Source organism: Bacillus sp. B-jedd (assembly GCF_000821085.1).
GTDB lineage: Bacteria > Bacillota > Bacilli > Bacillales > Cytobacillaceae > Bacillus_D.
Genome location: NZ_CCXR01000001.1, coordinates 2,011,483 through 2,036,938 on the forward strand (window position 1 = coordinate 2,011,483; position 25,456 = coordinate 2,036,938).

Annotated in this window: 35 protein-coding genes and 1 pseudogene; 31 read left to right on the plus strand and 5 right to left on the minus strand. The window is 34.8% G+C overall.

What is annotated here, in order from left to right:
• The first annotated feature begins 289 nt into the window (after positions 1–289).
• A complete protein-coding gene (gene guaC / locus BN1002_RS09810; protein ID WP_048824849.1) occupies positions 290–1,273 on the plus strand; it encodes a GMP reductase in 984 nt (327 codons plus the stop codon).
• Positions 1,274–1,347: 74 nt separating this feature from the next.
• Here the strand turns inward: guaC and BN1002_RS09815 are convergent, their stop codons facing one another.
• Positions 1,348–1,980 (minus strand): LysE family translocator, encoded by a 633-nt coding sequence (locus tag BN1002_RS09815; RefSeq protein ID WP_048824851.1) that lies wholly within the window; start codon positions 1,978–1,980, stop codon positions 1,348–1,350.
• A 380-nt stretch (positions 1,981–2,360) separates the two neighbouring features.
• Here BN1002_RS09815 and BN1002_RS09820 point away from each other — a divergent pair, with 380 nt between their 5' ends.
• A complete protein-coding gene (locus BN1002_RS09820; protein ID WP_048824852.1) occupies positions 2,361–2,813 on the plus strand; it encodes a hypothetical protein in 453 nt (150 codons plus the stop codon).
• Between the two features lie 212 nt (positions 2,814–3,025).
• On the opposite strand, the gene BN1002_RS09825 is transcribed toward BN1002_RS09820, so the two are convergent.
• A complete protein-coding gene (locus tag BN1002_RS09825) occupies positions 3,026–3,727 on the minus strand; it encodes a hypothetical protein (RefSeq protein ID WP_048824853.1) in 702 nt (233 codons plus the stop codon).
• On the minus strand, positions 3,712–4,260 hold the full coding sequence (locus BN1002_RS09830; protein WP_048824855.1) for a sigma-70 family RNA polymerase sigma factor: 549 nt from the start codon (positions 4,258–4,260) through the stop codon (positions 3,712–3,714). The genes BN1002_RS09825 and BN1002_RS09830 overlap by 16 nt, the downstream gene beginning before the upstream one ends.
• A 251-nt stretch (positions 4,261–4,511) precedes the next feature.
• On the opposite strand from BN1002_RS09830, the gene BN1002_RS09835 reads away from it, so the two are divergent.
• The 14 genes from BN1002_RS09835 (at position 4,512) to BN1002_RS09890 (ending at position 14,107) form a co-directional block, all read left to right on the plus strand.
• A complete protein-coding gene (locus BN1002_RS09835; RefSeq protein WP_048824856.1) occupies positions 4,512–4,949 on the plus strand; it encodes a GNAT family N-acetyltransferase in 438 nt (145 codons plus the stop codon).
• 162 nt (positions 4,950–5,111) lie between these two features.
• On the plus strand, positions 5,112–5,930 hold the full coding sequence (locus tag BN1002_RS09840; protein ID WP_048824857.1) for a hypothetical protein: 819 nt from the start codon (positions 5,112–5,114) through the stop codon (positions 5,928–5,930).
• A 174-nt stretch (positions 5,931–6,104) separates the two neighbouring features.
• Positions 6,105–6,629: an RNA polymerase sigma factor gene (locus BN1002_RS09845; RefSeq protein ID WP_231575016.1), complete on the plus strand. Its 525-nt coding sequence runs from the start codon at positions 6,105–6,107 to the stop codon at positions 6,627–6,629.
• Complete coding sequence (locus BN1002_RS09850; RefSeq protein ID WP_048824858.1) at positions 6,610–7,284, plus strand: hypothetical protein; 675 nt, start codon at positions 6,610–6,612, stop codon at positions 7,282–7,284. The genes BN1002_RS09845 and BN1002_RS09850 overlap by 20 nt, the downstream gene beginning before the upstream one ends.
• 82 nt (positions 7,285–7,366) lie before the next feature.
• Positions 7,367–7,735: a hypothetical protein gene (locus tag BN1002_RS09855; RefSeq protein WP_048824859.1), complete on the plus strand. Its 369-nt coding sequence runs from the start codon at positions 7,367–7,369 to the stop codon at positions 7,733–7,735.
• 390 nt (positions 7,736–8,125) lie between these two features.
• Positions 8,126–8,257 (plus strand): hypothetical protein, encoded by a 132-nt coding sequence (locus tag BN1002_RS24355; RefSeq protein ID WP_269429792.1) that lies wholly within the window; start codon positions 8,126–8,128, stop codon positions 8,255–8,257.
• Between the two features lie 374 nt (positions 8,258–8,631).
• A complete protein-coding gene (locus BN1002_RS09860) occupies positions 8,632–8,961 on the plus strand; it encodes a hypothetical protein (RefSeq protein WP_048824861.1) in 330 nt (109 codons plus the stop codon).
• Between the two features lie 229 nt (positions 8,962–9,190).
• Positions 9,191–9,736, plus strand: coding sequence for a hypothetical protein (locus tag BN1002_RS09865; protein ID WP_048824862.1), 546 nt, complete (start codon positions 9,191–9,193; stop codon positions 9,734–9,736).
• A gap of 340 nt (positions 9,737–10,076) precedes the next feature.
• Entirely contained in the window at positions 10,077–10,637 is a 561-nt protein-coding gene (locus tag BN1002_RS09870) for a sigma-70 family RNA polymerase sigma factor (RefSeq protein WP_048824863.1), read from the plus strand.
• A complete protein-coding gene (locus BN1002_RS09875) occupies positions 10,627–11,952 on the plus strand; it encodes a sigma-E factor regulatory protein RseB domain-containing protein (protein WP_048824864.1) in 1,326 nt (441 codons plus the stop codon). The genes BN1002_RS09870 and BN1002_RS09875 overlap by 11 nt, the downstream gene beginning before the upstream one ends.
• Positions 11,953–12,134: 182 nt before the next feature.
• On the plus strand, positions 12,135–12,464 hold the full coding sequence (locus tag BN1002_RS09880) for a hypothetical protein (RefSeq protein ID WP_048824865.1): 330 nt from the start codon (positions 12,135–12,137) through the stop codon (positions 12,462–12,464).
• A gap of 103 nt (positions 12,465–12,567) precedes the next feature.
• Positions 12,568–12,681, plus strand: a complete 114-nt coding sequence (locus BN1002_RS24410) for a DUF4177 domain-containing protein (RefSeq protein ID WP_331386315.1) — start codon at positions 12,568–12,570, stop codon at positions 12,679–12,681.
• 387 nt (positions 12,682–13,068) lie between these two features.
• Positions 13,069–13,479: a hypothetical protein gene (locus BN1002_RS09885; RefSeq protein WP_048827875.1), complete on the plus strand. Its 411-nt coding sequence runs from the start codon at positions 13,069–13,071 to the stop codon at positions 13,477–13,479.
• 193 nt (positions 13,480–13,672) lie between these two features.
• Positions 13,673–14,107 (plus strand): hypothetical protein, encoded by a 435-nt coding sequence (locus BN1002_RS09890; protein ID WP_048824866.1) that lies wholly within the window; start codon positions 13,673–13,675, stop codon positions 14,105–14,107.
• 332 nt (positions 14,108–14,439) lie between these two features.
• On the opposite strand, the gene BN1002_RS09895 is transcribed toward BN1002_RS09890, so the two are convergent.
• Entirely contained in the window at positions 14,440–15,285 is an 846-nt protein-coding gene (locus BN1002_RS09895; RefSeq protein ID WP_231575017.1) for a quinone oxidoreductase family protein, read from the minus strand.
• A 384-nt stretch (positions 15,286–15,669) separates the two neighbouring features.
• On the opposite strand from BN1002_RS09895, the gene BN1002_RS09900 reads away from it, so the two are divergent.
• From BN1002_RS09900 to BN1002_RS09970, 15 genes and pseudogenes are all read left to right on the plus strand, one after another.
• Positions 15,670–15,852, plus strand: a complete 183-nt coding sequence (locus BN1002_RS09900; protein WP_048824868.1) for a hypothetical protein — start codon at positions 15,670–15,672, stop codon at positions 15,850–15,852.
• A 140-nt stretch (positions 15,853–15,992) separates the two neighbouring features.
• A complete protein-coding gene (locus BN1002_RS09905; protein ID WP_048824869.1) occupies positions 15,993–16,532 on the plus strand; it encodes a hypothetical protein in 540 nt (179 codons plus the stop codon).
• 303 nt (positions 16,533–16,835) lie between these two features.
• Entirely contained in the window at positions 16,836–17,210 is a 375-nt protein-coding gene (locus BN1002_RS09910; protein WP_048824870.1) for a hypothetical protein, read from the plus strand.
• A 198-nt stretch (positions 17,211–17,408) separates the two neighbouring features.
• Positions 17,409–17,873 (plus strand): hypothetical protein, encoded by a 465-nt coding sequence (locus BN1002_RS09915; RefSeq protein WP_048824871.1) that lies wholly within the window; start codon positions 17,409–17,411, stop codon positions 17,871–17,873.
• 229 nt (positions 17,874–18,102) lie between these two features.
• Positions 18,103–18,495, plus strand: coding sequence for a hypothetical protein (locus BN1002_RS09920; protein WP_048824872.1), 393 nt, complete (start codon positions 18,103–18,105; stop codon positions 18,493–18,495).
• An 84-nt stretch (positions 18,496–18,579) separates the two neighbouring features.
• Positions 18,580–19,242: a hypothetical protein gene (locus BN1002_RS09925; RefSeq protein ID WP_048824873.1), complete on the plus strand. Its 663-nt coding sequence runs from the start codon at positions 18,580–18,582 to the stop codon at positions 19,240–19,242.
• Positions 19,243–19,571: 329 nt separating this feature from the next.
• Positions 19,572–20,005: pseudogene (locus BN1002_RS09930) on the plus strand (NUDIX hydrolase).
• Between the two features lie 122 nt (positions 20,006–20,127).
• Complete coding sequence (locus BN1002_RS09935; RefSeq protein ID WP_048824874.1) at positions 20,128–20,571, plus strand: hypothetical protein; 444 nt, start codon at positions 20,128–20,130, stop codon at positions 20,569–20,571.
• Positions 20,572–20,798: 227 nt separating this feature from the next.
• A complete protein-coding gene (locus BN1002_RS09940; RefSeq protein ID WP_148362757.1) occupies positions 20,799–21,263 on the plus strand; it encodes a hypothetical protein in 465 nt (154 codons plus the stop codon).
• 269 nt (positions 21,264–21,532) lie between these two features.
• Positions 21,533–21,859 carry a hypothetical protein gene (locus BN1002_RS09945; RefSeq protein ID WP_048824876.1) on the plus strand — a complete coding sequence of 109 codons (327 nt, stop codon included), beginning with the start codon at positions 21,533–21,535 and terminating at the stop codon, positions 21,857–21,859.
• Positions 21,860–22,014: 155 nt separating this feature from the next.
• The gene (locus BN1002_RS09950; RefSeq protein ID WP_048824877.1) at positions 22,015–22,269 is read left to right on the plus strand and encodes a hypothetical protein; all 255 of its coding nucleotides are present in this window, start codon (positions 22,015–22,017) and stop codon (positions 22,267–22,269) included.
• Between the two features lie 193 nt (positions 22,270–22,462).
• Positions 22,463–22,663 carry a hypothetical protein gene (locus BN1002_RS09955; protein ID WP_048824878.1) on the plus strand — a complete coding sequence of 67 codons (201 nt, stop codon included), beginning with the start codon at positions 22,463–22,465 and terminating at the stop codon, positions 22,661–22,663.
• Between the two features lie 406 nt (positions 22,664–23,069).
• On the plus strand, positions 23,070–23,390 hold the full coding sequence (locus tag BN1002_RS09960; RefSeq protein WP_048824880.1) for a hypothetical protein: 321 nt from the start codon (positions 23,070–23,072) through the stop codon (positions 23,388–23,390).
• An 89-nt stretch (positions 23,391–23,479) separates the two neighbouring features.
• Positions 23,480–23,923, plus strand: coding sequence for a hypothetical protein (locus BN1002_RS09965; protein ID WP_048824881.1), 444 nt, complete (start codon positions 23,480–23,482; stop codon positions 23,921–23,923).
• A 121-nt stretch (positions 23,924–24,044) separates the two neighbouring features.
• Entirely contained in the window at positions 24,045–24,275 is a 231-nt protein-coding gene (locus tag BN1002_RS09970; RefSeq protein ID WP_048824883.1) for a PF20097 family protein, read from the plus strand.
• Positions 24,276–24,432: 157 nt separating this feature from the next.
• On the opposite strand, the gene BN1002_RS09975 is transcribed toward BN1002_RS09970, so the two are convergent.
• Positions 24,433–24,819, minus strand: coding sequence for a DUF3888 domain-containing protein (locus tag BN1002_RS09975; protein ID WP_048824884.1), 387 nt, complete (start codon positions 24,817–24,819; stop codon positions 24,433–24,435).
• Between the last annotated feature and the right edge of the window lie 637 nt (positions 24,820–25,456).

A 25,456-nucleotide genomic window follows, 5' to 3' on the forward strand; every position in this document is an offset into this window, starting at 1 on the left:
TCCTGCAGTTGATTTCTTGAGATTATCTTCTCCTTGTTTAGTCAATTTAGTCCTCCACCTTAAGAAATCATTGGAAAGAATGTTGAAGAGCGCTTTGGTAATATATCTTGCATGTGTGAAATCTAAATAATTTTCTGAATTAAATATGAAACGAGTTATTTACGAACGTTTAAATTAGTTGACTTTAAATTGTTCGTCTATTAAACTAATAATTGTGTTTTGAACATCTAAAGTGAAATGAAAATTAACTAAAATTATTACTTTGCGAATTAAAAGGGGAGTATGCGAAATGGATACTGTTTTTGATTATGAGGATATTCAACTTATTCCGGCGAAATCGATTGTGAAGAGCCGTTCTGAATGTGATACATCTGTAGAGTTTGGCGGACGTACGTTTAGGCTGCCGGTCGTACCGGCAAATATGCAAACGATTATTGATGAAAGCCTGGCAATCAAGTTGGCTGAGAACAACTATTTCTATATCATGCATCGTTTTCAGCCTGAAAAGCGGATTGATTTTGTAAAAGATATGAGGTCCCGCGGTTTATATGCTTCGATTAGCGTCGGCGTTAAAGACGACGAATACCGGTTCATCGAGCAATTGGCAGAGGAACAATTAGTTCCTGAGTACATTACGATTGATATTGCCCATGGCCATTCCGATTCGGTTATCAATATGATTAAGCATATTAAAAAACATCTTCCAGAAAGCTTCGTAATTGCAGGCAATGTTGGAACTCCGGAAGCAGTACGGGAACTCGAAAATGCGGGTGCGGATGCGACCAAGGTTGGAATTGGACCTGGCAAAGTGTGCATCACGAAAATTAAAACAGGTTTCGGAACCGGCGGCTGGCAGCTGGCTGCTGTAAGATGGTGCGCGAAAGCCGCGAGCAAGCCGATTATTGCTGACGGCGGAATCCGTACAAATGGCGACATTGCAAAATCGGTCCGTTTCGGAGCGTCAATGGTCATGATTGGTTCGCTTTTTGCCGGCCATGAAGAATCTCCTGGAGAAACAGTTGAAGTTCACGGAAAGCTTTATAAAGAATATTTCGGTTCAGCTTCCGAATTTCAAAAAGGCGAAAAAAGAAACGTCGAAGGCAAGAAAATGCATGTTGAGTACAGAGGCCCAATCAAGGACACGCTCGTTGAAATGGAGCAGGACCTTCAATCATCAATTTCGTATGCGGGAGGCAACAAGCTATCCGCCATCCGGAACGTCGATTATGCAATCGTAAAGAATTCGATTTTTAATGGTGACAGAGTATATTAAGAAGAAGTTGAGACGATTCTAAAAACAAACAAGACCCTTTGATTTTGAAAATCAAGGGTCTTGTTTTTTTAAATTTAGTTATGTGCTTTTTCTAGAAACAACCTAATCCCAAATCCAATCAGTATTGTTCCGGTGATGCCTTCAATAATCGATTGTGTTTTAGGATTTTTCATAAAAGCACTTATCCGATTGATTAATAGGACATAAAAGAAGCACCATAGGGCCGTGATCATTGTGTATGTCAGACCCATGAGGATGAACGGTAATACACTACTACTCCCATGGTCAACGAACTGTGGGAAGAAGGTTAGGAATAGAAGTGCAACTTTAGGATTCAGGAGATCAGTCAGGAATCCTTGCTTAAAACTGGATTCGCTTTTAATCCTGCTTTTCGCATGAGTCTCGACGCTTGACGCCGATCCCTTATTCTTTATGGACCATAGTGTTTTAATCCCCAGGTACAACAAGTAAACAGCCCCAACATACTTCAGGACGGAAAATAATAACGCTGATTTCATAATGATCGCTGAAAGTCCTAATACCGCCGCAGTCGTATGGATCAGCAGGGCACAGCAAGCACCCATAACCGTTCTAACACCACCGGCTTTCCCAACTGTAACCGTATTTTTAGTAATAATCGCAATATCAGGACCAGGCAAAATGACGAAGAAAATACACATAAGGATGAATAAATAGAAGTTCTCCATTTTGGGTGCTCCTTTCCGTTATTGATTAGCTATGTAACTATGAATCTTTCTCATTATTATAATGAGAGCTTGAATCATTGTATATAACTTTTTATGAGGGAGGGTCGACCATTTTATGTGGTGATTCCAAATCAAAATGATGGAGGCTTAATAGTAAACCATTAGTAAGATGATTGTTGATAGCTGTATATCTCTGTCCGTTACCAAATACACTTAATACACGATATTTATCAATCAAAGCTTCATAGTAAATAAAAGTAAATGTGTAGGTTTATTAAAAAACAATTGAAAATAAATTAGAAATAAATTACAATACCTATACATAGTAATTCTATATAGTTGTTTTGGCTAGGTATTATATTTTTCTAAGGGGTGGTCTCGTGATCAAAACATTGAAGGTAGGAGTCGCAATTTTATTAATTACTTTTTTGTCCGCTTGTACACACTTTTTTAGTTCTCCTTATCCACCTGGGCCAAGCAAGAACAGTATGATAATCGATATAAAAAATAACACAAATTTTGATGTTTATGGACTTGAATTATTTCTGACGAATCAATCACCTATAGCAGCATCACAGACATCTGTGAATGGGGACGGTTCCAAAATAAAAAAGGGGGAATCACTTAGGTTTGAATTCTTTGATGATGATTTTGTCTTAGATAGAAATGCTGAAATGAAGGTCGAGGTCCTGGTTGGTAAACCCAAAGGGAGTAATACAAATAAAAAGGCGATTAACCAAAAGCTTACCTTTGAATTAGACAAAAATAAAGAAGTGTTCTTTGAGATTACTGGCGATTCGATAGAGAAAGCTGAAATAAAGAGATTAAAATAAAATTATTAAAAATGCTTGGACTCGGGTTTGATAATTTAATGATTAACGTAAGCTTTTGTTGAAATTCTCGTTGAGCTAGGGGTTAACAAGGAACTTCAACCGTGCCTTGTTTTATACTCTTTATATAAAACCATAAAACCATATTAATGGGGATCGAGTGTAAAGGTTTCTTTACACTCGAACGGGATAGTTTTTCTTTAGCGGCGGTAAAATTAATGATCTTTGTTTTCTTCAAGTGAGTCTATTGTCTTGAAAATTCTCGAATACACATCTTTTATGTTCTTCTCTGATAATTTGTCGTTATATAAACCATATTCCCAGGTCTGTGCTGTTTCTCCGTTTTGGTAATACCCTGTCGCATATTCAGGTGTATCTTCCTCTAGAAAATCCTCGTAATCAATATCCTCATTAACAAATGGCAAAAAGGTGCTTTTGGTTTGAATGAAGAAGATAGGAATACCAGAATTTCTGTAGATTATTGCATATTCGGGCTTTGCTGCGTCGCGCAGGAAATCCTCCATGATAAACACTCCATCGTATTCTGATGATAGATCCATTTTTGCCATTTCAGTTAGAGTAATTTCTTCAAACTTCACTTTCTTCTCATTAACTTTCGGTGGTTTCCCAACGACACCAATCTTAAGGTTTTTAATCTCTTCATTGCCAAGAAGGGATGAAGGGGAATTTTCCGCACTTCTATCCATCAAATTTTGCAAAATGAAATGGCCAAACACGAAGGAAAAACTCATAATAAAAATGAGGGAAGCCATTGGGGCAAAATAGTTACGTCTTGTGTGACTCTTTCCGTTGATGGAAGTATTAAATAGCCGGGCCTTATCTGCTGCAGACATTTTCCCAGGCTCCAGAACCGTCCTGTCCATGCTCTTTTTCAAATTCATTAATTGCGTTTCCATTCTTCATCGCCTCCCATCTTTATTCGAAGTTGATTTTTTGCACGGCGCAAGCGTGTTTTGATTGTGTCTTGCTTATATCCCGTCAATTCCTCAATTTCTCCTATTTTCAAATCTTCATAATAATGAAGGACGATGACCTCCCGATAGATTTGGGGCAGTGATAAGACATTCCTGGCCAGAAAAAGATCATTTTCCTTCCCAAGCATTTTCTCTTCAACCGATATGTCCTCACCTGCGGTTCGCTCATGCAAAAATTCAAATGGCGTTCTATATTGGAACCATTTTGTTCGCATGTAGTCTTTGCATTTATTGATGGCGATTTTGTATAGCCAAGTCTTTAATGAGCTATCCCCGCGAAAATCCTTCAGCATTTTGTAACACGAAATGTAGGTCTCCTGTGTTAAATCCTCCGCAATAGACCATTCCTTTACATATGTAAATAATAATTTCTTGATGCCTTCCGCGTATAAATCGATTAGGCTTTCCAGTAATTCTTCATCCGAACTGTAATCCTCCCGCCGGATTTGGTGCATAAATAACTCCCCCTAATTGCCTGCTAACGTATAGACGGATATTAATTTGAAAAAGGTTCAACAAAGCAAAAAAGAATGACAAGATGATGATATAGTAAGGTTTAACGAAAAATCATGAAGATAAGTGAAAACTTAAGAAAGAATTGTTGAAAGAAGATTTTACACGGAATCAGAGCTAGTAATAGAAGAGTAGAGAAGACGCGTAGAAAAGGAAATAATACATAAAAATTCAGTTAAGGAGAACTTGATTTATGGAAATTAGAAAACCAACCAATTCAGAGTTTAAAAAGATTTTATCCCTTTCCCCACAAGCATTATTCGAAGGTACATTAAGCGAGGCAAAAGTTTCTGATGAAAAGGTCAAGCAACTTATCGAACCTTTATTGCAAAAAGGTTGCTATTATCTTGTCGCGACGGAAGACGATCATCTTATGGGTTGGATTTTTATAGGGCCAAGTAAAGACCAATTTACTGAGATGAAAATAGGATTTATTTACGAACTTTTTGTTTTAGAGGATTTTAGAGGAAAGGGTATTTCAAAGCAATTGATGGAAACAGGTATGGACCAGCTTAAAAACCAAGGATTTTCAGAGGTTCGGTTAAGTGTATATGCAGAAAATCAGGCCATTAAATTGTACGAAAAATTGGGTTTCAAACCTAGAACGATTACAATGAGTCTGCCCGTTTAAAGCAACCGTCTTTATCTGGAGTTCAACTTAGTCCAACCTTACTGTCAGCACCAATTCTGCAGCACATACAATCATTCACAAAACAGCCACAATCTCTTTTTTCCACCATGTCCATTTCGCCACTCGCTTTGTATGTAAGAGGTGAAAGGGTGGTGCAGATGAATGACAATTAAATCGGGCAAAATTGAGGCATTCGCGGAGTTTTCAAAGTTTAAAGATTTGAAGGAATTTAATACCCATATGGAGCAGTGGATGCTGCTTCATAGAGCTGATTTTGCAAAAGGGGAGCTTGTCGGCCTGAAGCGGCTTGTGCGTTTTTCGGCTAAGGTTCCTGGTGTGTGCAATGCGAAGATTGGGACGATGCTGAAGGCGATTCATGAGGAATACAACGAGAATGGGATTTCCCGTTCCACCTTCAAGCGGAAGATCCAGAAAGCGATCAAGTTCGGCATTATGGAGGTACGTGAAACGGAACGGAAAAACGGATCTCAATCCAGTAACTTGTATGTTTTCAACCGTTTTCCCTCAAATGAACCACCTAAAGGCGGAAAAATGAACCACCCAGAAACTATCAATCTTTCAATACTAGAAAATCAAAAGAGTAAAGAACGTCCAGTAGAATGCCAGCTGGAAAATCCGGTTGATCAGCAGCAGCTGGATCATACTTTTGCAAACGATAAAGTCCCTCAGCCTTTTGTCAGTCTTGTCAAATACTTCTTTAACGATGCCAAAACGATTGAGGAGTATTGGCGGATGACCAGAATCGCGGCGTACCGGAATTGCCTCGAGGAAAGAATGGATACTGTTCTGGAAATTGCGCTTCACGCATTCAGGCAGCTGATTGGGAAAATGAAGGCTAAGACGAACGTTAAAAGGCCGATTGCCTACTACTACGGCATACTTGAAGCCAAGTTCCTGGAAGTGTATTTTCAGGATTTGCGGGAGATTGAAATCGGTGCAGGTGAGGCTGCGTTTCAGTAATTTACATAAATCGAACAAAAAAGATAATTTTTTCAAAATTCTACAACTTTATTTTTCCCCATCCGTCTAAATATTGATTTTTTGATAACAAGGGAGGTGGGGAAGAATCGGAAAGAACCAGGTAATAGTACGAAACTATGATTGTCTTTTGCAAAATAGAAGGGGGGATAGGATGTGCAGAGAAATAGAGAAATAGAAGAATGGTATGAGGATTACGGCTTTCCGGTCTTTAAATATATTCTACTGATGATTCGGGATTATCAACAGGCTGAAGACTTGACACAGGAGACATTTGTAAAAGCCTATTCGAATTATCATTCATTTAAAGGCGACTCAAACCCGAAAACATGGTTATTCCGGATTGCACATAATGTAACGATAGACCATATTAGAAAACATAAGCCGATTACCGTTATTAAAGACCTGTTCACGAATAAAAAAGACAAACAGCCACTTCCTGAGGAATTGCTGGAAATGCGTGAAAGCTCCAAAGAACTGTATCTGGCTCTGGCACAGTTAAAAAGTTCTTATCGGGAAGTAATCATACTCCGGAAACTCAAAGGCTTCTCCATTGAAGAAACGGCAAACATCTTAAATTGGTCGGAAAGCAAGGTAAAGTCCACTTTGTTTAGAGCATTGCCAGCACTGGAAAAACAATTCGAAAAGGAGGGGTTCTGGCATGAAAGAACCATATATTGACGGACATCTGGATGGGGCTTTCGCACAGTTAAATGCTGATCTTGTCTGGGACACGAGTCGCAGGCAAGCTGTGAAAAATAATATTAATAAGTCTATGCTAAGGCAACAAAAAACGGGAAGAACAAAAGAATTAGTAGTTTATTATTCAAGCCTTGCGGCGGTATTGGCGATTCTGTTGATTGGCGCTGCCCAATTCCTTCCGATTAAGGAGGCGGATCATCAAATTGCCTCTCAAGGACAGGAATGGAGGGAACCTGTTGGATCAATTATTGAGGTTGATGGCGTTAAGTCTTTGGTTTTCACTACGGAAGCGATTGTCCCTTTAAATCTGGTTGGAGTGGTTCCGGGGGTTAGAAGTGAGGTACCAACTTATAAGGTCGATTATAGACCTGAGTCCTATATTTGGTTTCCGACAGAGGACAACCAAATTTCCATGCATACGAACATAAACAAAACTGGACAAACCAATGACCTGCAAACTGTTCCACCATTAAGGGAAGAAGTGGTTATTAACAATCAGCGTGCGCTCATCTCCAACCGTGATCTTGGTTACGCAGAAATATTCATCTCGACGAAAAACTATGACTATTATATTTCTGGTGCGAAAAGGGATGTGTTGATTGAATTTGCGAAACAGATTAAGTTTCGGGAATAGGTTGGGGAATTAGAGTTAATTTTTATCAAATGGTTCCACACTTAGGAAAATAAGGTAAAATAATCCTAAGGGGGTGGAATCCATGAAAAAGGTGTTAGGGATTGCAATAGCTTTGATTATATTATTGTCAGCATGCAGTACATCAACTTTAAGTTTTAAAGAAGTTGATAGAGTTCCGAAAAGCGTACAGGAAAATATTAACCCGAATTATAAACTACAATCCATTCGCGATGGCAAAAAAGGATCATATATCATTTTCCATTCAAGAGGAGACGTTGAATCAAAATTAGTCCCCCAGGGAAATAAAGTAGTGATCAAGTTCAAAGTGCTGAATGGGGATGATAATTCAATAAAACGTTATGTTTATTATTTAACAACAGAATCAAAACACGATGTTCTTGAAGTTTTAGTTAATGGGAAATCAATTCCTTTTGATGAGATAAGGTCATAGATAGGACACTCCCCAAAACTAATAGGTTCCGTTCGCTATCGCAAACATTCGAAAATGTATAGTAAAATGAGTGGCAAAGTGCATGCTAAATTGTCACTCATTTTTTATGATATAAAGCGATTTAAGCAAAAAATACACTGAAATTTGTATGCGAAAATATACACCAATTTGTAAGGGTACAATGGCTGTGGTACCCCTGCAATTTAACATAAAAGTTGATATGCAAATCGTCTTAGATTACTGGAAAATAGACAAAAAATAAATAAAAGATAATATGCCATAAAGATTGTGAACAGTTCTACTTAACTAACGGGGCAAGTTTGTGGAAGAGGGATAGCTTTAGAAATATATAAATTTACTTTTATTATGAAGGGAAAAGAGGTCGATAATATGGAATTTATTATAACGGTTGGAGTTGTTGTGATAGCCATTACCTGTCTATCAATTGAAGTGAAATTAAGAAAAGTCAGTGAACAAAACAATGAAATAATAGAATTGTTAAAACAAGAAAAAGAAAAATAAGCACTTTTAGTTATACTGCTAACGGGTGCTTTGATCCCAGAAGTATTGCCCCCCTTTTTTGAAGAAGTCTTATTGAACATACGGAGCAGGATAGTTCAATAAAAAGTCATGTGTTAATTGGAACTAAGTGGTGAAATAAAACTATAAATAATAAACAGGGGGTTTATATGATATTCAACATCATCGTATCGTTAATAATATTAGCTATTTATATTGGCTTTGGATTCCTATTATTTAGAATTGTTAAGGTGTTGCTAAAAAGTAAGTAGGTGCATTGATCTTGAGGATTAATGCCCTTTTTTGTAGATGTCCTTATTCAACAAACGGGGCAGGTTAGTTGAATTAATATGTACCGAAAATAGAGGAGAATTTAATTGGAACAAGATGAGTTAAAAGATAAAGTTGAAGATGAACTGACAAGGGCACAAGCCGCTTACGGAGCGATTTCAGTTATAGGTGGCATTCCAGGATTAATCATTATGGGATTTACCTTTGATGCACCAGGTTCCGAAAAAGAATTATTTAGTTGGCTTCTTTTTTTCTCATACCCTGCTTTTGTGATAATTACTGTTATTACTTGTTTTATTGCTAACAGATATCTTCGCCAAGGTTTATACCAGGAAGCTCGAAGGATGAATAAAGTTCCTTTTTTGTGGATTATAGGCTTAATAACGTTATTCATCTTATACGGAATGCTTAGGTAGCAATTGTTAATGGGGTTTAAATTTGTAAAAATACAGTAACGAGTACGTTATTGCAAGAAGGATTAGCCGCATTTTTTGTTGCATTCGTTATTAAACAAACGGGGCAGTTTACTTTAAGAAGGTATTGGCAAAAACAATGGAGAATTAATAAGAATTCATAATTATATTTGTTCATTTACCCTGAATCTCAATAGCAACTTAAATAAGTTAGAGGAGTTGATAAATATACATGGCTAATATAATTTTTCAATTTCACGCAACTAAAAGTGAAATCATTGAAGTTGTAAAAAATTCACAAAACTTGTTCGATTTATATATGTTTTCTGCGAAATTATTTCCAGAATTTGAATACTTATTGATATCTAAAAATGAATTTGAAGAAAAACTGAGTTTCATAAATGATAGTAATATGATTTTTTTATTGGTATCAAAGCCGCAAGATATAATGCCAAATGATTATTTAGATTTTGTTCGAATAAACAAAAATTGCCTGGTATTCCAATTAGGGAGACAAAATGAAAAATTTTTAACGGAATCATCTATAGGCACATTGGCAGATGATAAGGAAGCGTTGAAAGTATGGCAAAAAGTAATTAAGGATTATAAGAAAACAATGTTAAAGGGAGCTTGGATTTATAATGAAATGACTGAGTTAAAGGTGTTTAATAAGAATCACTATTATTCTGAAACAGCACAAAAATTGTATAAAGAGGGAGCTGAAATAAGGCAATTTGTCGGAGGCTCTAACTTATATTATTTAAATCAGGATTTATAAAGCTAACTTGGCATTTGGAAAGTCATTACATAATAAAACTTTGTGAATAAATGTACTTAAACAAACGGGTGCTTTACTTCAATAAAGGGGGTGTTTTTAGGCAGCCCTCTTTCTATTTATTTAACTAACAGGGCAGTTTAGTTTAATAAGAAAATTATTCCAAAAAAAGTCTCAAAAAGATAACATTGAATTTGAGCTAAAGTAATCAGCTACCATTGGTAGCTTTTTTATATTGAGAGCTAATTAGTTAGCAGAAAGTTTTTTTATGTAATATCCCAAAATGGAACATTTAAAAATTACAAATCGTCTAATTACAAAATACAAGGAATGGGAGAAGTAAATGATCGACATGGCTGATGTCTCTAACTCAGAACCCCTAAATCAATTAAATCGTGAAGAAAAGCTGAAATGGTTAATGAAGGCTTACGGCAATGATGTTATTAGAATTGCTTATACTTATTTGAAACAAAAACAACTGGCAGAAGATGTTGCACAAGAGGTATTTATAAAGTGCTACGAGAAACTGGATTCCTTTCGTAATGAATCATCTTATAAAACATGGCTGATACGAATTACTGTGAACAAATGTAAAGATGTTTTAAGGAGTTGGGCTTTTAAAAATTTGTATTTTACGGATTTCATTAAGCCAAAACAGACCCACTCTTCTCTAGAGCATTCATTTTTCGGCGTGGAGGAAAATCAATTAATTTCAAGACAGGTAATAGAGCTGCCAGTGAAATTAAGGGAAGTCATTATCTTATTTTATTATCAGGAGTTTTCGATTGAGGAAATATCGGACATGTTAAAGATCAATTCTAATACGGTTAGAACTAGATTGCATCGGGGACGCCAAAAATTAAAGGAAGGTTATGAAGGAGCGTGGGCAATTAGTGGAAAATAGACTAGAAAATTTAAAAGAAAAAATGGATGAAACCATTCTAAGAGAAGTGTATTTTGATGCTAAGCAGTATCAACAAGTCTTGAACTCAATTGAAAAATCCGAATTTCAAAAGCAAGGAATTTTGCTAAAAAATATATTTAATACTGTGCTTAGCATTTCAGTCGTTTCTTTAATTTTTTTTGGTATAACCCATTTTGTTGGTACGCAACTAAATTCATTTAATGAGCCTGAAGTTAACCAAGCGAATGATCCGAATAAAAAAACGCTAGAATCTCTTAAATCTTCAGATGAAAAAACAGCATATATACCACCTAAGCAAGAAGAAAATTTTGAAGATATGACTAAAGAAGAAATCCTGACTAAAATGATTAATTCAGTAGATTATTTTGAAACTGCCGTTGGAGAATTCAAATCCTATTCTGGGGTTGACCAAGGTTATACTGTTGTTGAATATGCCATTAGTTTAAAGAATCAACCAGGGGGATTCGGAAAAAGAACGTATAAGGAAAATGATAAAAACGATACTTTCTATGAATACTATAAAGATGGAACGGTATGGAATTTAATTGAACAGACACACACTTACAGGCAAATGAGTTATTCAGAAGGAAGTAGTTCAGGAACATTAAATATAGAAAATGCATTTACAGTTGATCATGAAGGGATAAATGTCACGAATTATCGAGAGAGACCTCCGATTGGTTCAGCAAATGAAACTCTGTTTCCCTATGAAATAGCCTCTAACTATACAAGAGACTTAAATTCCTGGGACATCGAAAAACAAAATGAAGAATTACTGGGTCATAATACGATTGTTATAAAAGGTACAAAAAACCATAGAGAATTCCAATCATTCCGATTTTGGGTGGATAAGGATACGGGGATATTAGTTAAGTATGAGACGTATAATTCCGCTGGTGACATCGTGGATTATTTACATCCTACGAAATTAGAGATAAACGTCCCGATTGATAGTGACAAATTTACACCGAATTTAGAAGGATACACAAGTTATGAATTACAACTCAAAAATCAACCTAAGATGACAACTGGTAATATTGATGAGTTAATTCCTGAAGAGTTAAAGGAACAATGGGAAGAAGCTAAAAAGAAACCAAACGAAACAACAATGCTCAAATTAAATGGTAATTGGTATATTTACGTAAAAAGGGGATACCTTGTAAACTATATAGAAGCCAATGGCAAAGAAGGTACATTATATCTAGCAAAAACCTCTGCTCAAAAATCTCAGTATACTTTTCACGCCCTAGCTGAGGGGTATAAAGTGGATTCTCTAAAGATTGTTTATGAATAAATTTTAAAACATAGCAAGAAGTTTTTCAGTAACAAAGGACATTGTGAAATATTGTACCTAAGCTAACGGGTGCGTGATCCAGGAAGGATTACCGCCCTTTTTGTTGAATTTTTTATTAAACAAACAGGACAGAAGAGTTGAACAATGACTTTGACTAATTAATCGGAAATGGTGGTGGAATTTTGGATACATCACACCCGCTGCTTATTGATGTTTTGCCTAATTTAGCAACCAGGATTAGAAATTACTTTATTACAGTATCCCGAAAGGATTTGGCCGACCATGTTGAGCACCTTCAAATACAAGGGCTATGCGAATGTGGGGACCCTGACTGTGGTTCATTTTATCTTGCCAATTATTCGGACAACGAGGAATTGATTGAAGGATTTAATTTTGAAGATATAGGAAGCATAGAGGTTTATGAAGGGAAAATCGGTTTTATCGAAATTTTTCCAAGTCAATATGGATACTCTGTTCGTTCAAAGTTAAAGGAACGGGGTATCTTTAATTGAGCTAACGGGGCAGTTTAGTTGAACGAAAGTGATGTAAAATCGAACTGTTAGATTGTTCATCCTTAATCCGGTTACAACCTATAATCGAAAGCGGGATTAATAAGTGTTTGAATACAAGTTTGTAAAAATAGAGTTTAAAAAGTTATCTGGCAAACCTACTGAAGATTATCGAGAAGTAATTAATAATTACGCAAATCAAGGCTGGTGTTTTGTTTAAATTTTCTCTCCTGACTTTGCAACGAGAGGAATCGCAGCAGGGTCATACTATGAATTGATTTTTGAAAGACCTATAAAACAGTAAATAGAACAGAACCATTTGTTATGAAAGTTTTTGATACTTTACACTTAAGCTAAAGGTCAACCAGAAATATTTGGCTAACCTTATATTACGAACCGGTGCTAATCTTCAATAAGTAATTAAAACAAGGACCTCAATCGGGTCCTTGTTTGATGTTATTTAACAACAATATTATTTAACATAGTTTTGTTTTAAATAAGCGAAATAGTCCGATTGGGAGATGAGGATTTGTTATTGTAAATAATATTAAATGAAGATGCTCAATCTAAATGTAAAAAAAATATTGGAGTGAGCATCTTGAAAAAAATGACTGTTCTCTTTACAATTTTAATAATTTTCGCCACAGATAACTTGGTTTATGCTAAACCCCCAGAGCCAAAGGAAATTAAACCGTATGCAGAAGACTGGTACGTTACACCAGAAGATATTATCCAAGATATTATATTTCCCGCTATTGATAAAAGGGTAATAAAAGAATATGGAGGAAAAGAAGCCTCTGGTTTTGGCTGGCAGCAACAAAGGATTGTTAATATTGTTTATAACAACAATCATTCTTATGATATTTCCTTAAGAATTCAAGTTCCTGATAGTAACAATAAACCATTTGAATATACAGAAGACCTGGTTAAAGTAAGAGTTTCTCCATCTTGTGATAGTCCTAAAATTGGATGTAGTCACGGCTTTAAGGTAGAAGTATTAGATTACCAACATAAGTAACGGGAATATGTGTCACCTTTAATTGGTAGCACCTTGTTTTAATGACCTTGTTGAACCAACGGGTGCGGTGTTCGAAGAAGGACTTGAGTCCTTTTTTGTTGAATCCCTTATTGAGCAAACGGGGCAGCATTGTTTAATAAGAATTGATAACTCTTTTCTATTTAGGTGAAACTAGAAAAGAGGTGAATTTATTATGAAAATATTGGGTCTACTGCTCTTTACACTGTCCTTATATATTTCGGGGTCATTGGAAGTCTACGCACAACCTAAAGAATGCCCTGTGTTAAGTGAATTAAAGGAAACATCCCTTTACGACAGAAAGGAGGTAATTGAAGCATTAAAAACTTTAATACCAAAAACTTATGGAACTGGAATTGATGATTATCCCGATATATACACTAAATGGAATGTAGTATCTGCCAAACCTTTTCCTGAAACAATCGGAAATAAAGAAGAAGAAGCCTATTTTGGAATGGCAAAGACCTTTTGTGGCAGAGAAATTGCTGAAAAGTCCTGGCTTGTACGTTTAGATTTCCCAAAAGCACCTGGAGCAAACTTAGCCCAAGGTCAAATATTTTTGGCAAATAGTAAGGAAAAAGGATGGTTTGTTTGGTTTCGATACCATTGAATTACCATAATTTCACTATAGGTGCGGAGTCCAGCAGGGAATTATCGCCTTTTGTTCTGTTGAATTCCTTATTATGCTTATATTGAAATAGATAGATGAAATACCATTGGAGAAGTTGCTGAAGATTACACGGTCTATGAGTAATAATTAGAGAAAACTATACAAACGCGTTAGTCTTCAAGGATGACTAAAGCGATTTTTGTTAATGAGGCAGGTTAGTTTAAGAAAAGTTGCATAAACTGTAGGAAATCCTTACTTCAATGTAGGAAGTAAGGATTTTTTGTTGAATAATCAATTCTTGAATAATAAAAGAGTATCAAATATCTTGGTTACTAAATTTTTATCAAAATTTTCCATTCATAATTACGGCTTTCGATTAGTATATGTGCCAATCTAGCATCTCTTAAATTAAACACTTGTCCAATAGGCAACGAAATTTTATTTAATGTAAATAGGTCTATAACTTTTTCAGCAACAGGCTTTAAACGTTCAGGATAAAGTTCTCTTGTTGTCCCCAAGCTAAAACCTTTTATGTTCCTACAACTACTATGTACATCACTTTTTTTAATTGTTCCTGCTTTACCACTGCTATTTCCAAATTGAACAAGAGTACCATAATAGGCTAAGCAATCTAAACTCCCACTGGTCACCTCTCCAGCAACAGAGTCGAAAATAACATTTGCTCCTAAGTTATTAGTCTCTTTTAAAACTTCTTCTGTAAAGGTTTCATAGGTGCATACCACGTCAGCACCTAACTTCTTAACATAGGATCCTTTATCCAAAGTACCGACAGTTCCTATAATTTTATGAATATCTGCTATTTTCGCAAACTGAATTAACATTGATCCTACGCCACCAGCTGCACTATGTATAACAATGGTGTCTGATTTTTTTACTTGTCCGATATCAAAGAGAAGAATATAAGATAAAAAAGAAACAGTTGGCATGGCCGCAGCTTGTTCAAAAGGTAGCGTGTCTGGAATTTTAAAAACTAATTTTTCATTCGCTACAACATACTCAGCGTAGGAACCGTTTTTAGGAAAAGCAATTACCCTATCCTTCGGTGAAAATGCAGAATTAGGAGGAGCCTCTTCCACGACTCCTGCAACATCCAATCCAAGGGTAAAAGGGAAATTTCCTTTTCCCTTTATTACTTTTACGCTTTTTAATATCAGCATAGTTAACACTCGTGTATGATACTTTAATTAATACTTCGTTATCGCCAAAGGTAGGCATATTAACATCAGTGTAAGAAAGGACATCTACATTACCATATTCATTTTGTATAATAGCTTTCATTTCTATTAAACCCCCTTTAACAATTTACCTATTATTATTTTCCTTAGCGTTAATAAGAAAATACGATTAAAGTTAAGTGAATTCATAAGCAAAACTTATAAATAAGTGTGTTGTTCGGAATGAATCAGTCACCATTTTTGTTAAGTTTGTCTCTTTCCACTTATTTATTCAACAAAAGGGGCCGATTACTTTAATAAGAGTAAAATTAAATTGTCTGCAAATTACCTTGTGGAATATAATGTAAGGGAGAGGGGTGTTTTAATTTGACTGCAATTTGGTTTTTTATTATTCTTTTTCTCGGCATTTTGGGATTTGCTTTAATAATCGACTTGAGACGAAAGAAAAACAATAATAACCCTCATATTCCCACCAATCCAAATGCTAAGCCTGGGGACGATTCAAGCTATTTAATGGGTGATAATAGATACACTGGTGGGGGGCAATAATAGAATCCCTATTAAAGTATGGTGCGTTGATCCAGGAAGGATTTCCGCATTTTTTTATTGAATTTCTTATTAAACAAACGGGGCAGCATTCCTTCAAAAGTTCAAGAGTGAGAATAGATTGAGCGGAGGTAAAGGTTTGTATGGGAAAATCTAAAAAAGTAACCTTAATTATTGGCACAACGCTCATTTTTATATATGCATTATTTGCAGTTGAAGAAACAATCAGTCAAAGATCCAAAACTGTAGAAGAAGCATTCGAAAAGTACATAAACAGTGAATTTAAAATTGAAGTTACTCAGAAAGAAATTGGTGATAAAGCGTTTTACAGAAAAGGAAAATTTGCATTTGTACCATTTGAACTTAGTGATAATGTTTCTTTAGTACAATTTGAGAAAGGGTTATTTGGTTGGAAACGAACATATTATTCGCACAATAGTAATGAAGGTTACTCATATTCAACTGTTGTTGATGGGAACGGAGATATTCTTTTACATGGAGTCATACCAAGGGATATAGTTACTGAAATAAAGACCATAAAAGTAAATGGACACGATGCAGATATTATTATGCTTAACGATAATACTGGAATCTGGTTAATGATTAACGAGAATAAAAATAACTTTAAGAATATTAAAATATCTTTCTTGGATAAAGTTGGTAATACAGTTGCTGAAATGTAAAATATAACTTGTGTAGAAATGTACTTAAACATAAGGGTGCGATGATCCAGGAAGGATTACCGCACTTTTTTGTTGAATTCCTTATTGAACAAAAGGGCAGTTTAGTTCAACAAGGATACTTAGCCGATGTTTTTTGCTCTGTTTAAGAATAATGGTGATTTTTGGATAACTCTTCGAAATCTTACTTTCAGTTACCAGTCAGATGGTAAGAGATATAAGGAATAGTATATTAATGGATTAATAATATTGAAACAGAAAGAAAAATGAGGTGATTTTATTTTAGAAAAACTCAGGAAAATTAATATGAAAACTGCTGTATTTTTAGGAATTATTTTTTACTCTTTGACTATCTTAATCCACTTTCTTATTATAAGCAAAAGGATTCCATTCACATGGGTTAATGGTGGAAGGTCTGAATCATTCGCTGACCAGCTACCAATATCTGTTGTAAATATCGTTATTTCAATTATTGGAGTAGTTTTTACGTTGATTGTTGGTAGAGTTAATCTATATAAATACAAAAGAGGAATAAACGTTATATGTTGGTTTTTTGTTGTACTTTGGTCTTTTGGATTTATACAACAATTGTTTGGAACACCTTTTGAAAAAATGGTTTGTTCGTTAGTATTGCTTATTGGGGTTATCTCGAACTTGCGTATGGCGATTGAAAAAAAGTAGATGTAACTATTTAATTAATAAGATTGCGAACAATTACACATAAACTAAAGGGTGCGTTAATCCAAGAAGGATTAACTGCCTTTTTTGATTAATCCCTTTTTGAACAAACGGAGCAGTTTTTTGAAGAAGGATTTTAATTACAAATTGGAGAAGAAAACGTTAGGAAATATGTGATTTACTAACGAAGGGGGTGAAAGTTTGAGTATTACAAAAGTAACATATATTGCCAATCCATTATTATTAACCTTATTGTTGTTTGGTTGTTCTAAAGACATTTCTCTTGAGGATAATATCGTAAAAATACTTCAGAAAAGTGAAAATAGGGATTATGAAAGAGTGATCGATTATGACATAAAAGGAGATTTTATTGTTGTCATCTACAATAGTAAAGAAAATGAGCAATTAAATATCGGATTTATCAAAATGCACAATGGTAAATTAAAGTGGGAGACAGGTTTTGGAGGTCCAGCATTAAGTGGTGGTGATATTTTTATTTCCGACCCAACTAATGTAAATGTGATTATCCCAAAGGAAACAGGCATAAATCAAGTAAAAGTTTTTGGGGAATATGCAAAACAAGTAAAATACTCTAATGAGATTAATTATTGGATTTCATATACAAATAAATCACCAAACAGCTTAGACGTTGAATACATAAAATAACTTAAAACCTTATTAAACTAACGGGTGCGTAGATCCAGGCAGGATTAGCCGCCTTTTTTATTGAATTCCTTATTGAACAAACGGGACAGGATAGCTTAACAAGTTTAAAATGCAGATATTTGGAGCAAGGGGTGAATTATGTGAATGCAGTTGATAAGAATCTTGCCGAAGCTGTTATTAGAACCTTTGCTTGAACGGCGAAATTAACGGGGTTAGGTTTGGTCCGACTTTGCAAATTCTTTTAAACGGAAACGATGAATTTGAAAAAGGTATTTCTGGACAAGTATATCTAAATGTTGAATCAAGATGGTGTTTATATGACCAATTGCCAAATGAATATCCAGTAGATGACTCCGATATTGAGGAATTGGAAAGGTTGCAGGAGTTAGAAATATTAAATGATTTAAGCTATGTAGAAATTGTGGATGTTAAGTTGGATAATTCTTTTCCTCATTTAATCCTTACTTTTCAAAATGGCAAATCGCTGTTTATCCACGGTCACGATGAGCAATACGAGTCTTGGCAAATGGGTGTCTCTTTTCAAGAGGGCGAAAGTTGGTTAGTTGTGGCGTGTCCTGGGGATGAAATTGCGATATGGCATCCAGAGCATTTTTCTCCTTAAAATCTATTTATTAACAAACGGGGTAGGAGAGTTTAAAAAGAAACTAGGATATTTATGGTAAAATAACAAAGAGGGAGGGATAGTTTGAATATAAAGAAATGGACTATTAATAGTTCACTAATATTATTAGTCATACTCAGTGCTATTTATTATTTTAATGAGAATTATGTAAAAGAAGTTCCTTTATTTAAACAGACTGACTTTAATACAGTAAACAGTAAAGAAAGTTGGAAATTATTTAGAAACGAATTAAACATTTCCAAATTAAATACTAAGGTTGAAGATTTCCAATTAATCCTTGATGAAAGGAACAATATATACTCAATTAAATTTGATTTAGTTGACAAAGATAATGATGAATTTACAATTTATCATTATAAGGAATCAAAGGAAGAGAATAGAATTAACATTAGCAAAAGTAACGTAAAAGAATGGCTACAATATGATAACTTAGTGGATGCTGATAGTTTTTTTTCAGCCCTCGATACTTTAAATCAAAATGATTTCTTCGATAATGAAAAATTCGCATACAAATTAATCATTTCATCTGGTTGGAATGAAGAGAGAGAATTAGAAGGCCATTATTACGTATTGCTGAATAATAAAATACAAAAAATCGAAAATGAAGAGTTTAAAGCAGTGTCATCAGGCTTTAACTTACAAGTAATAGGAAGTGACCGTCCATCGAATTTTAGTACAGACATAATAACAACTAAATCTATTTTCATTGAAAACTTTTTAGAGTAGATCATTATAGAAAATAAATTCAGCAATTTAAGAAAGCATGTATGTTTGTGAGAAAATGTACTTAAACAAAAGAGTCCGAGAATTCAAAAGCGACGCCAACAGCGTCGCTTCTTTGCTTAGAAATATTTTTGATAACTCAATCCGTTTATCTGCTGCATATGTTTCCCACGCCTTTGATATTAACAACCTAATTCCTCCCATTTGTTTTCTCTTTTAAGAGGAATTATTGCCTGGTTTATCGAAATATAGACTTATTAAGCAAACGGGGCAGTAAAGTTGAACAAATGCTATTATATTTTTTAAAAGAATTTCACTAAGGGGGTCCTACGATGTTTTTTGTTAATGTTGAAGGAGCAGTCTATAAGGATAATAAATGGTTGATTATTGCTCGGAGTTTGAAAGAAGGACACGCTGGTGGTCTTCTTTCACTTGTGGGAGGAACAGTTGAAAATGAGGGTAATTCAAAAAATATATTGGAAAGAACTTTAAGAAGGGAACTGTTCGAAGAAGTTGGAGTAAAGGTAAAGGAAAAGATAGATTATGTGAGAAATACCTCATTTACTTTGGAAAATGGAAATGAAGTAATTGATATAGTTTTCTTATGGAGTTTGAAGAGGGTGAACCTTATGCTAAAAGTCCTGATGAAGTCGATGCTGTATATTGGATGACAACAACTGAAGTAATAAATCATCCCGAAACTCCAAATTGGTTAATTGATAGTATAAAGGGAGCTGAGGCTCTCCTTAAAGTAAAAACCTATTAAGAAAACGAGTGCGTTTATCCAGAGGATAAATGCTTTTTTTGTTGAATTCCTTATTAAGTTAAAGGGGCAGTTTAATGAAAGAAGCGGATACAAAATCTTGAGCTTTAATTAAGGAGGCATATATGGAACTTCCTAATGGTGTTACAGGTTTTTATGAAGGCAACGATGAACCTCCTAAAATGGATAGCAAACAGTTAAAGACCTTATGTTTTAACTATGTTAAAACCAATAGTGGGAAAATTTTAGAGGTATGGGAACCAAGAGAAGGTACAAACTTTTTTAATATTGAAGTCAATATACAAGATAGGTTATTTCATATCCTACTTAACGAACACTATCCTCTTTTAGCTTTTGCATCTGATGTAACCTTCGCACAAATAAATTTTATTGATGAACCACTTTTAAGCGAATTGTTTAGCAGTTCTTACAATGTATTGAAAGCTGAGGATTTGAACAATCCGCTTTTTGTGGACCAAATCAATAATTTGAATAAAGCAGAAGTAGCACAAATAAAATACTGGAAACCTCAGAGAATAGGAGATGTAATCTTTAATTTTTGGGATTGACGAGTTTAACTCCTTAGCTGTAACTTACTAACGGGGCAGATAAAATCCTTATTCAACGATTCATGGAGGGCTAACGGGTGCGATGATCCAGGAAGGATTTCCGCCCTTTTAGTTGAATCCCTTATTGAACAAACGGAGCAGGTTAGTGGAACTAGAAATGCAACTTTTTTACAAACAGCAGTGTCTTATATAAAAAAGGGGTGATTAATCTGAGGAGTTATATGGCTTTGTTTTTATTTGCATTTTTTTACTTAGCGGGTTGCTCTGAAAAGGAAGAGTTAAGTGAGAATGCGAAAATCGCAAAGAACTTTTTAACTAATCGTGGATATGAAGTCATAGAACATGAAAAAGATGGCTCTCATAATTTTTCAAAGTCAGACATGAAAAGTATTTTTGTCCGACAGGTATGGGCTGTTCAAGATAAGGGACCTGATGAATATGGTAACCAACGGATTGATACCGTGTCTTTTTTCATAAAAAACCATCCCTTAGATAATGAATACGATATGGGGAGAACGTACGCAACTGTCTGGTTAATTGACGGAAAAGTTTTCGGTGGCTGGTCTTATCCAATTTCTAAAAACAATGATATTAGTGGTGCTCCATATTCATTAAACGGGAAAACCGCAGACGAAATAAAGACAGATTATCAAAAGTGGGTAGAAGATTGGCAAGATAAATATGGTAGGTAAACTATTGGTTAAACAAGTTTTGTGTATTGGACAATAAATGAACTTTGATCCAAGCAGGGTTGAGTCACCTTTTTGTTGAAGCCCTTATGGAACTAAAGGAGCAGCACTCCTGTAATAAAAGCAGAAATTGTGAATAAATGTACTAAAATAAACAGGTGCGTTGATCCAGAAAGGATTAACGTTATTTTTGTTGAATTACTTATTATGCTAACGGGGCAGAAGAGTTAAACAATGACTCAGCCTAATTAATCGGAAATGGTGGTGGAATTTTGGATACATCACACCCGCTGCTAATTGATGTTCTACCAAATTTAGCAATTAGTATTAGAAATTATTTTATTGCAAGATCACGAATGGACTTGGCTGACCAGGTTGAGCACCTTCAAATACAAGGGCTATGCGAATGTGGGGACCCTGACTGTGGTTCATTTTATCTAACCAGTTATTCGGAAAATGAGGAAATCATTGAAGGATTTAATTTTGAGGGTATTGGAAGCATAGAGATTTGTGAAGGGAGAATAGGTTTTATGCAGATTTTCCCAAGTCAATACGGATACTCGATTCGTTCAAAGTTAAAGGAACTGGATGTCTTTTAATAAGCTAACGGGGCAGGTTAGTTCAATAAAAAAATATGGGTAGTTCAGCTTGAATGAAAAATTCAAAATAAATCCATTTTTAGTACCTTTTTATTTATTTGAAAAGATATAAAGTTAAGATGAATATTAATAACTTTTCGGAGACGTGATGTAATATGAAATTAAAGTATAAATTATTAATTATTGGTGTTATTGGTGGAATTTTAGGTTCCTTATCAATGCTAATGATTAGCAAATACTCGACTGCCTACTATCTTGAACATATTAATATCAATATCGCACCGAAGGATACATCACTGTTGACTCTATTATTTATGTCCCACATATTTTTGGGGATTGTTTTTGCTGGGGCAGTAGGAATTATTGCTGAACGCTTATTGAAAAATCAAAATGGAAATGTACGAGTGTAAAACGTGGATTGAATTTTTAATAGAGAATGTGAAGAAATGCACTTAAACATACGGGTGCGTAGATCCAGGAAGGATTTCCGAACTTTTTTGTTGAATTTCTTATTGAATAAACGGGGCAGGTTAGTTGAAGATATTCAATGACTCAAAATATCACTTATGGTAAAATGAGGAAAAACGGTCGAGGAGTTTGGATATGGAAAAACAGAGGACACTTTTCTATGGATTTATTATTGGTTTTGCTTTATTAATTGTGCCAATACCCCGTTTCTTTTTTTGGATGGATATGATTGAAGCTGTTGCGAGTACGTTTAGATATTTAGGTTTCATTATTTTCCTCATATGCGGCATTCCCTTAATTATTGATGTATTTAAGGTTCTTGCAGCTAAAAGGTAAATTTACTCCTTATTGATGTGTTAATCCTGGTGGGTTAACGCATTTTTTATACGTCCTTGTTGAACATACGGGGCAGGTTAGTTTAAGAATGAATAAGAGAATAAGGTGGATGGGGGATATAAATGGTATCATTATTTGCGTTTATTAATGTTTTTTTAACGCCAGTATTAGCTATAGTTTTTTGTTTAAATCTCGTATCAATAATAAAAAAGTCGAAGACTGACGAATCTACTTCAGTGAATACGTTTTGGATGACAATATCATTCGTTTTAATAGTATGGAGTATAGCAGCAATCGTAGTAGCGAGTAGTTAAATTTATAAGAATTTATTTTTTACACCTTATTTAACTAAAGTTGCAGGTTAGCTTAAGAAGGAAATGTTACTTTTAGGGGCGGATTAGCTGTAATGAAACAAATCCAAAGAATCTCTGTTGAGGGTATCTGGTACAAAGATGGAACAGGAGAAACTACGTTTATTGATTTTACGAAATGTAATTATCATTGGCACCAGTATAGAGATCGAACTGAGAACCTAACAGATGAAGAATTCCAAGCACTAATGGGTAAAGACATCACTATTGGGCAAAGGGATATTGAGGCAAACCCTCCCTTTTTTGAATTTTTCACCAAACCATTTACGAGGATTGAATTTGATTCAAAGAACTCATACATCCAGATCAGAGATGCTATTACCACAACAGGATGGAGCACAATTGATTTGTCATAAGTGGTCGTTGGATTGTTTGTTCAACTATCGGGGGAGATTAGTTTAACAATACGAATGTAAAAGGATTAAAGGGGGGGCTGACTCATTAAATGATTAATAATTTTAGGACAATGTTAATAAAATTTTTAGCATTTTTATTAATTTCTAGTATACTTGCTTATGTTTCATATTTTATTGTGTATAAAGTGTCATTTTTGCCAAATGGCTATGATATTGAAGCAGTCCAAAAAGATAAAATATCGCTAAAATCATTCAATTTGTTAGGGACTGAAAAGGATATATTTACTAGGACCTTTTCTGGAGATGACACTTGGATGATAGATGATATTCAGTATCAAGTAAAGAGACAAAAAACTTCCTTTTGGATGCTGTTTTCTTTCACTACGATATCCCTATTTTTGTTCGTTTATAAGGTTCGTAACGGACTGAAATTATGGAAAGCAATCTTTGAAAGTAGTATTATTTTTTCTGTTATAACGCCACTCCTTCCTCTTATTAACACATTGAAACACATAAATAATTTAATTTCCTGATTATTCAACAGGTGCGGTGATCAGGAGGGATTTCCATTCTTTTTTGTTGAATTCGCTTATTGAACATACGGGGCAGGTTACTTCAATTAGAAACACGAAGAAGAAGGTGGTGTAACTAACAATGGACAATATTGTAAGGTGTCCTGAATGTGGTAATGAGTTGAAGCAAGGATATATTTTCTCTCCTCGAAGAATTTGCTGGTCAGACTCTCCTGATTCAATCTTTGCTGATTTTGGAAGTGAAACATTAATAGGCGATGCTTTACTAAAAGTCAAAAAAACTCCAGCATTAAGGTGTGAGGGGTGTAATTTAGTTATTTTCAAACACAAGAAAAATAACGATAAAAAATAGCAGTAACTTTGACAATTAACAAAAGGGTAGCGTTGATCCCAGAAGGATTAACCGCCCATTTTATTGAATTCCTTCTTAAGCAAACGGGGCAATTAGTTAAATAAGGTTGATTAATTTATGTTCACCAATCGGGGCATTTTACAAAGGATGCCTGCATTTAGTCGCATTTAGGTATTTCAATTGGCTTTAATCTTTTTCGTTTGAAATCAATAGCGTGCCAATCTAGGGATGTTTCATTATTAAAAGTGATTGTCACTAAATCATTAGGAGGATCGTGGGCATCTTCAAATGTTATTAGCTGCACGGTAACATTAAATAAGTAAGTGCCCACGGGCAGCCTTTGAATTTGGATAATCTTTTCGCACTCAAACTGTTTACCTTCTCCATATTGCTTCTCCAATTCCTTTTGAATCGAGGGATAAAGCAAAGTCAAAATCAGGTCATCACGCAACCCTATTTCATTTTCAGTTACGGTTTTGGCTTGGACAGGGGAATAAGACAAAAGGGTCAAACAAGCAAGCAGAATTAAAAGTCTTTTTTTCATAAAAATCCTCCATTCAAAGTTGATACTAGTATGAACAATAAAGAAATTGTTATTAAACTAAACGGGTGTGTAGATCCAGGAAGGATTTTCGCAATTTTTTTAAATTCCTTATTGAACAAGCAGGGCAGGTTAGTTAAGGAAGGTTCAGGAAAAAACCCCCACTAGAAAATGGATTTTGTTCTGATAAGTTACCTTATTAAAAGGGTGAGGGATATTTATGAGGGGATTGTTGGAGTTAATAAGGATTGTTGTGCTATTTGGGATTTTCTATATGATTTCGGGCAAAATTATAACTTATGTGTACCAAAAATTAGATACTGAAATTTCATCCATTTACGGAATTATGCCAGCAATATCAATTTTTATTTTATTTTTTGTCCTATATAGGAATAAATTGCAATTTAGTGGTTGGTATAAAGGAAAAGACAAACTTTCGAATAGGGGAACAAAATGGCTTATTTGCAGTGCTGTGTTTTTATTCATATTGCCCCCGATTCTGCATTTCTTACTCTACTAACGGGGCAGGAATGCTCAATAAGCTGAAGAAGATATTGATGAAGCTTCTCTGGTGTCTTTTAGCTTTGTAAGTTAACCACCATAACGAACAATCAAGCAAATCTCGAGAAACTTAATAAAC

Excerpts from the sequence above, each read along its gene's own strand:
- BN1002_RS09955 (WP_048824878.1), top strand. The coding sequence starts at position 22,463 with ATGGAAAAACAGAGGACACTTTTCTATGGATTTATTATTGGTTTTGCT.
- BN1002_RS09870 (WP_048824863.1), top strand. The coding sequence starts at position 10,077 with ATGATCGACATGGCTGATGTCTCTAACTCAGAACCCCTAAATCAATTA.
- BN1002_RS09970 (WP_048824883.1), top strand. The coding sequence starts at position 24,045 with ATGGACAATATTGTAAGGTGTCCTGAATGTGGTAATGAGTTGAAGCAA.
- BN1002_RS09885 (WP_048827875.1), top strand. The coding sequence starts at position 13,069 with ATGACTGTTCTCTTTACAATTTTAATAATTTTCGCCACAGATAACTTG.
- BN1002_RS09950 (WP_048824877.1), top strand. The coding sequence starts at position 22,015 with ATGAAATTAAAGTATAAATTATTAATTATTGGTGTTATTGGTGGAATT.
- BN1002_RS09850 (WP_048824858.1), top strand. The coding sequence starts at position 6,610 with ATGAAAGAACCATATATTGACGGACATCTGGATGGGGCTTTCGCACAG.
- BN1002_RS09975 (WP_048824884.1), bottom strand. The coding sequence starts at position 24,819 with ATGAAAAAAAGACTTTTAATTCTGCTTGCTTGTTTGACCCTTTTGTCT.
- BN1002_RS09960 (WP_048824880.1), top strand. The coding sequence starts at position 23,070 with ATGAAACAAATCCAAAGAATCTCTGTTGAGGGTATCTGGTACAAAGAT.
- BN1002_RS09865 (WP_048824862.1), top strand. The coding sequence starts at position 9,191 with ATGGCTAATATAATTTTTCAATTTCACGCAACTAAAAGTGAAATCATT.
- guaC (WP_048824849.1), top strand. The coding sequence starts at position 290 with ATGGATACTGTTTTTGATTATGAGGATATTCAACTTATTCCGGCGAAA.
- BN1002_RS09835 (WP_048824856.1), top strand. The coding sequence starts at position 4,512 with ATGGAAATTAGAAAACCAACCAATTCAGAGTTTAAAAAGATTTTATCC.
- BN1002_RS09895 (WP_231575017.1), bottom strand. The coding sequence starts at position 15,285 with ATGCTGATATTAAAAAGCGTAAAAGTAATAAAGGGAAAAGGAAATTTC.
- BN1002_RS09905 (WP_048824869.1), top strand. The coding sequence starts at position 15,993 with ATGGGAAAATCTAAAAAAGTAACCTTAATTATTGGCACAACGCTCATT.
- BN1002_RS09965 (WP_048824881.1), top strand. The coding sequence starts at position 23,480 with ATGATTAATAATTTTAGGACAATGTTAATAAAATTTTTAGCATTTTTA.
- BN1002_RS09815 (WP_048824851.1), bottom strand. The coding sequence starts at position 1,980 with ATGGAGAACTTCTATTTATTCATCCTTATGTGTATTTTCTTCGTCATT.
- BN1002_RS09830 (WP_048824855.1), bottom strand. The coding sequence starts at position 4,260 with ATGCACCAAATCCGGCGGGAGGATTACAGTTCGGATGAAGAATTACTG.
- BN1002_RS09910 (WP_048824870.1), top strand. The coding sequence starts at position 16,836 with ATGAAAACTGCTGTATTTTTAGGAATTATTTTTTACTCTTTGACTATC.
- BN1002_RS09840 (WP_048824857.1), top strand. The coding sequence starts at position 5,112 with ATGACAATTAAATCGGGCAAAATTGAGGCATTCGCGGAGTTTTCAAAG.
- BN1002_RS09890 (WP_048824866.1), top strand. The coding sequence starts at position 13,673 with ATGAAAATATTGGGTCTACTGCTCTTTACACTGTCCTTATATATTTCG.
- BN1002_RS09935 (WP_048824874.1), top strand. The coding sequence starts at position 20,128 with ATGGAACTTCCTAATGGTGTTACAGGTTTTTATGAAGGCAACGATGAA.
- BN1002_RS09825 (WP_048824853.1), bottom strand. The coding sequence starts at position 3,727 with ATGGAAACGCAATTAATGAATTTGAAAAAGAGCATGGACAGGACGGTT.
- BN1002_RS24355 (WP_269429792.1), top strand. The coding sequence starts at position 8,126 with ATGGAATTTATTATAACGGTTGGAGTTGTTGTGATAGCCATTACCTGT.
- BN1002_RS09855 (WP_048824859.1), top strand. The coding sequence starts at position 7,367 with ATGAAAAAGGTGTTAGGGATTGCAATAGCTTTGATTATATTATTGTCA.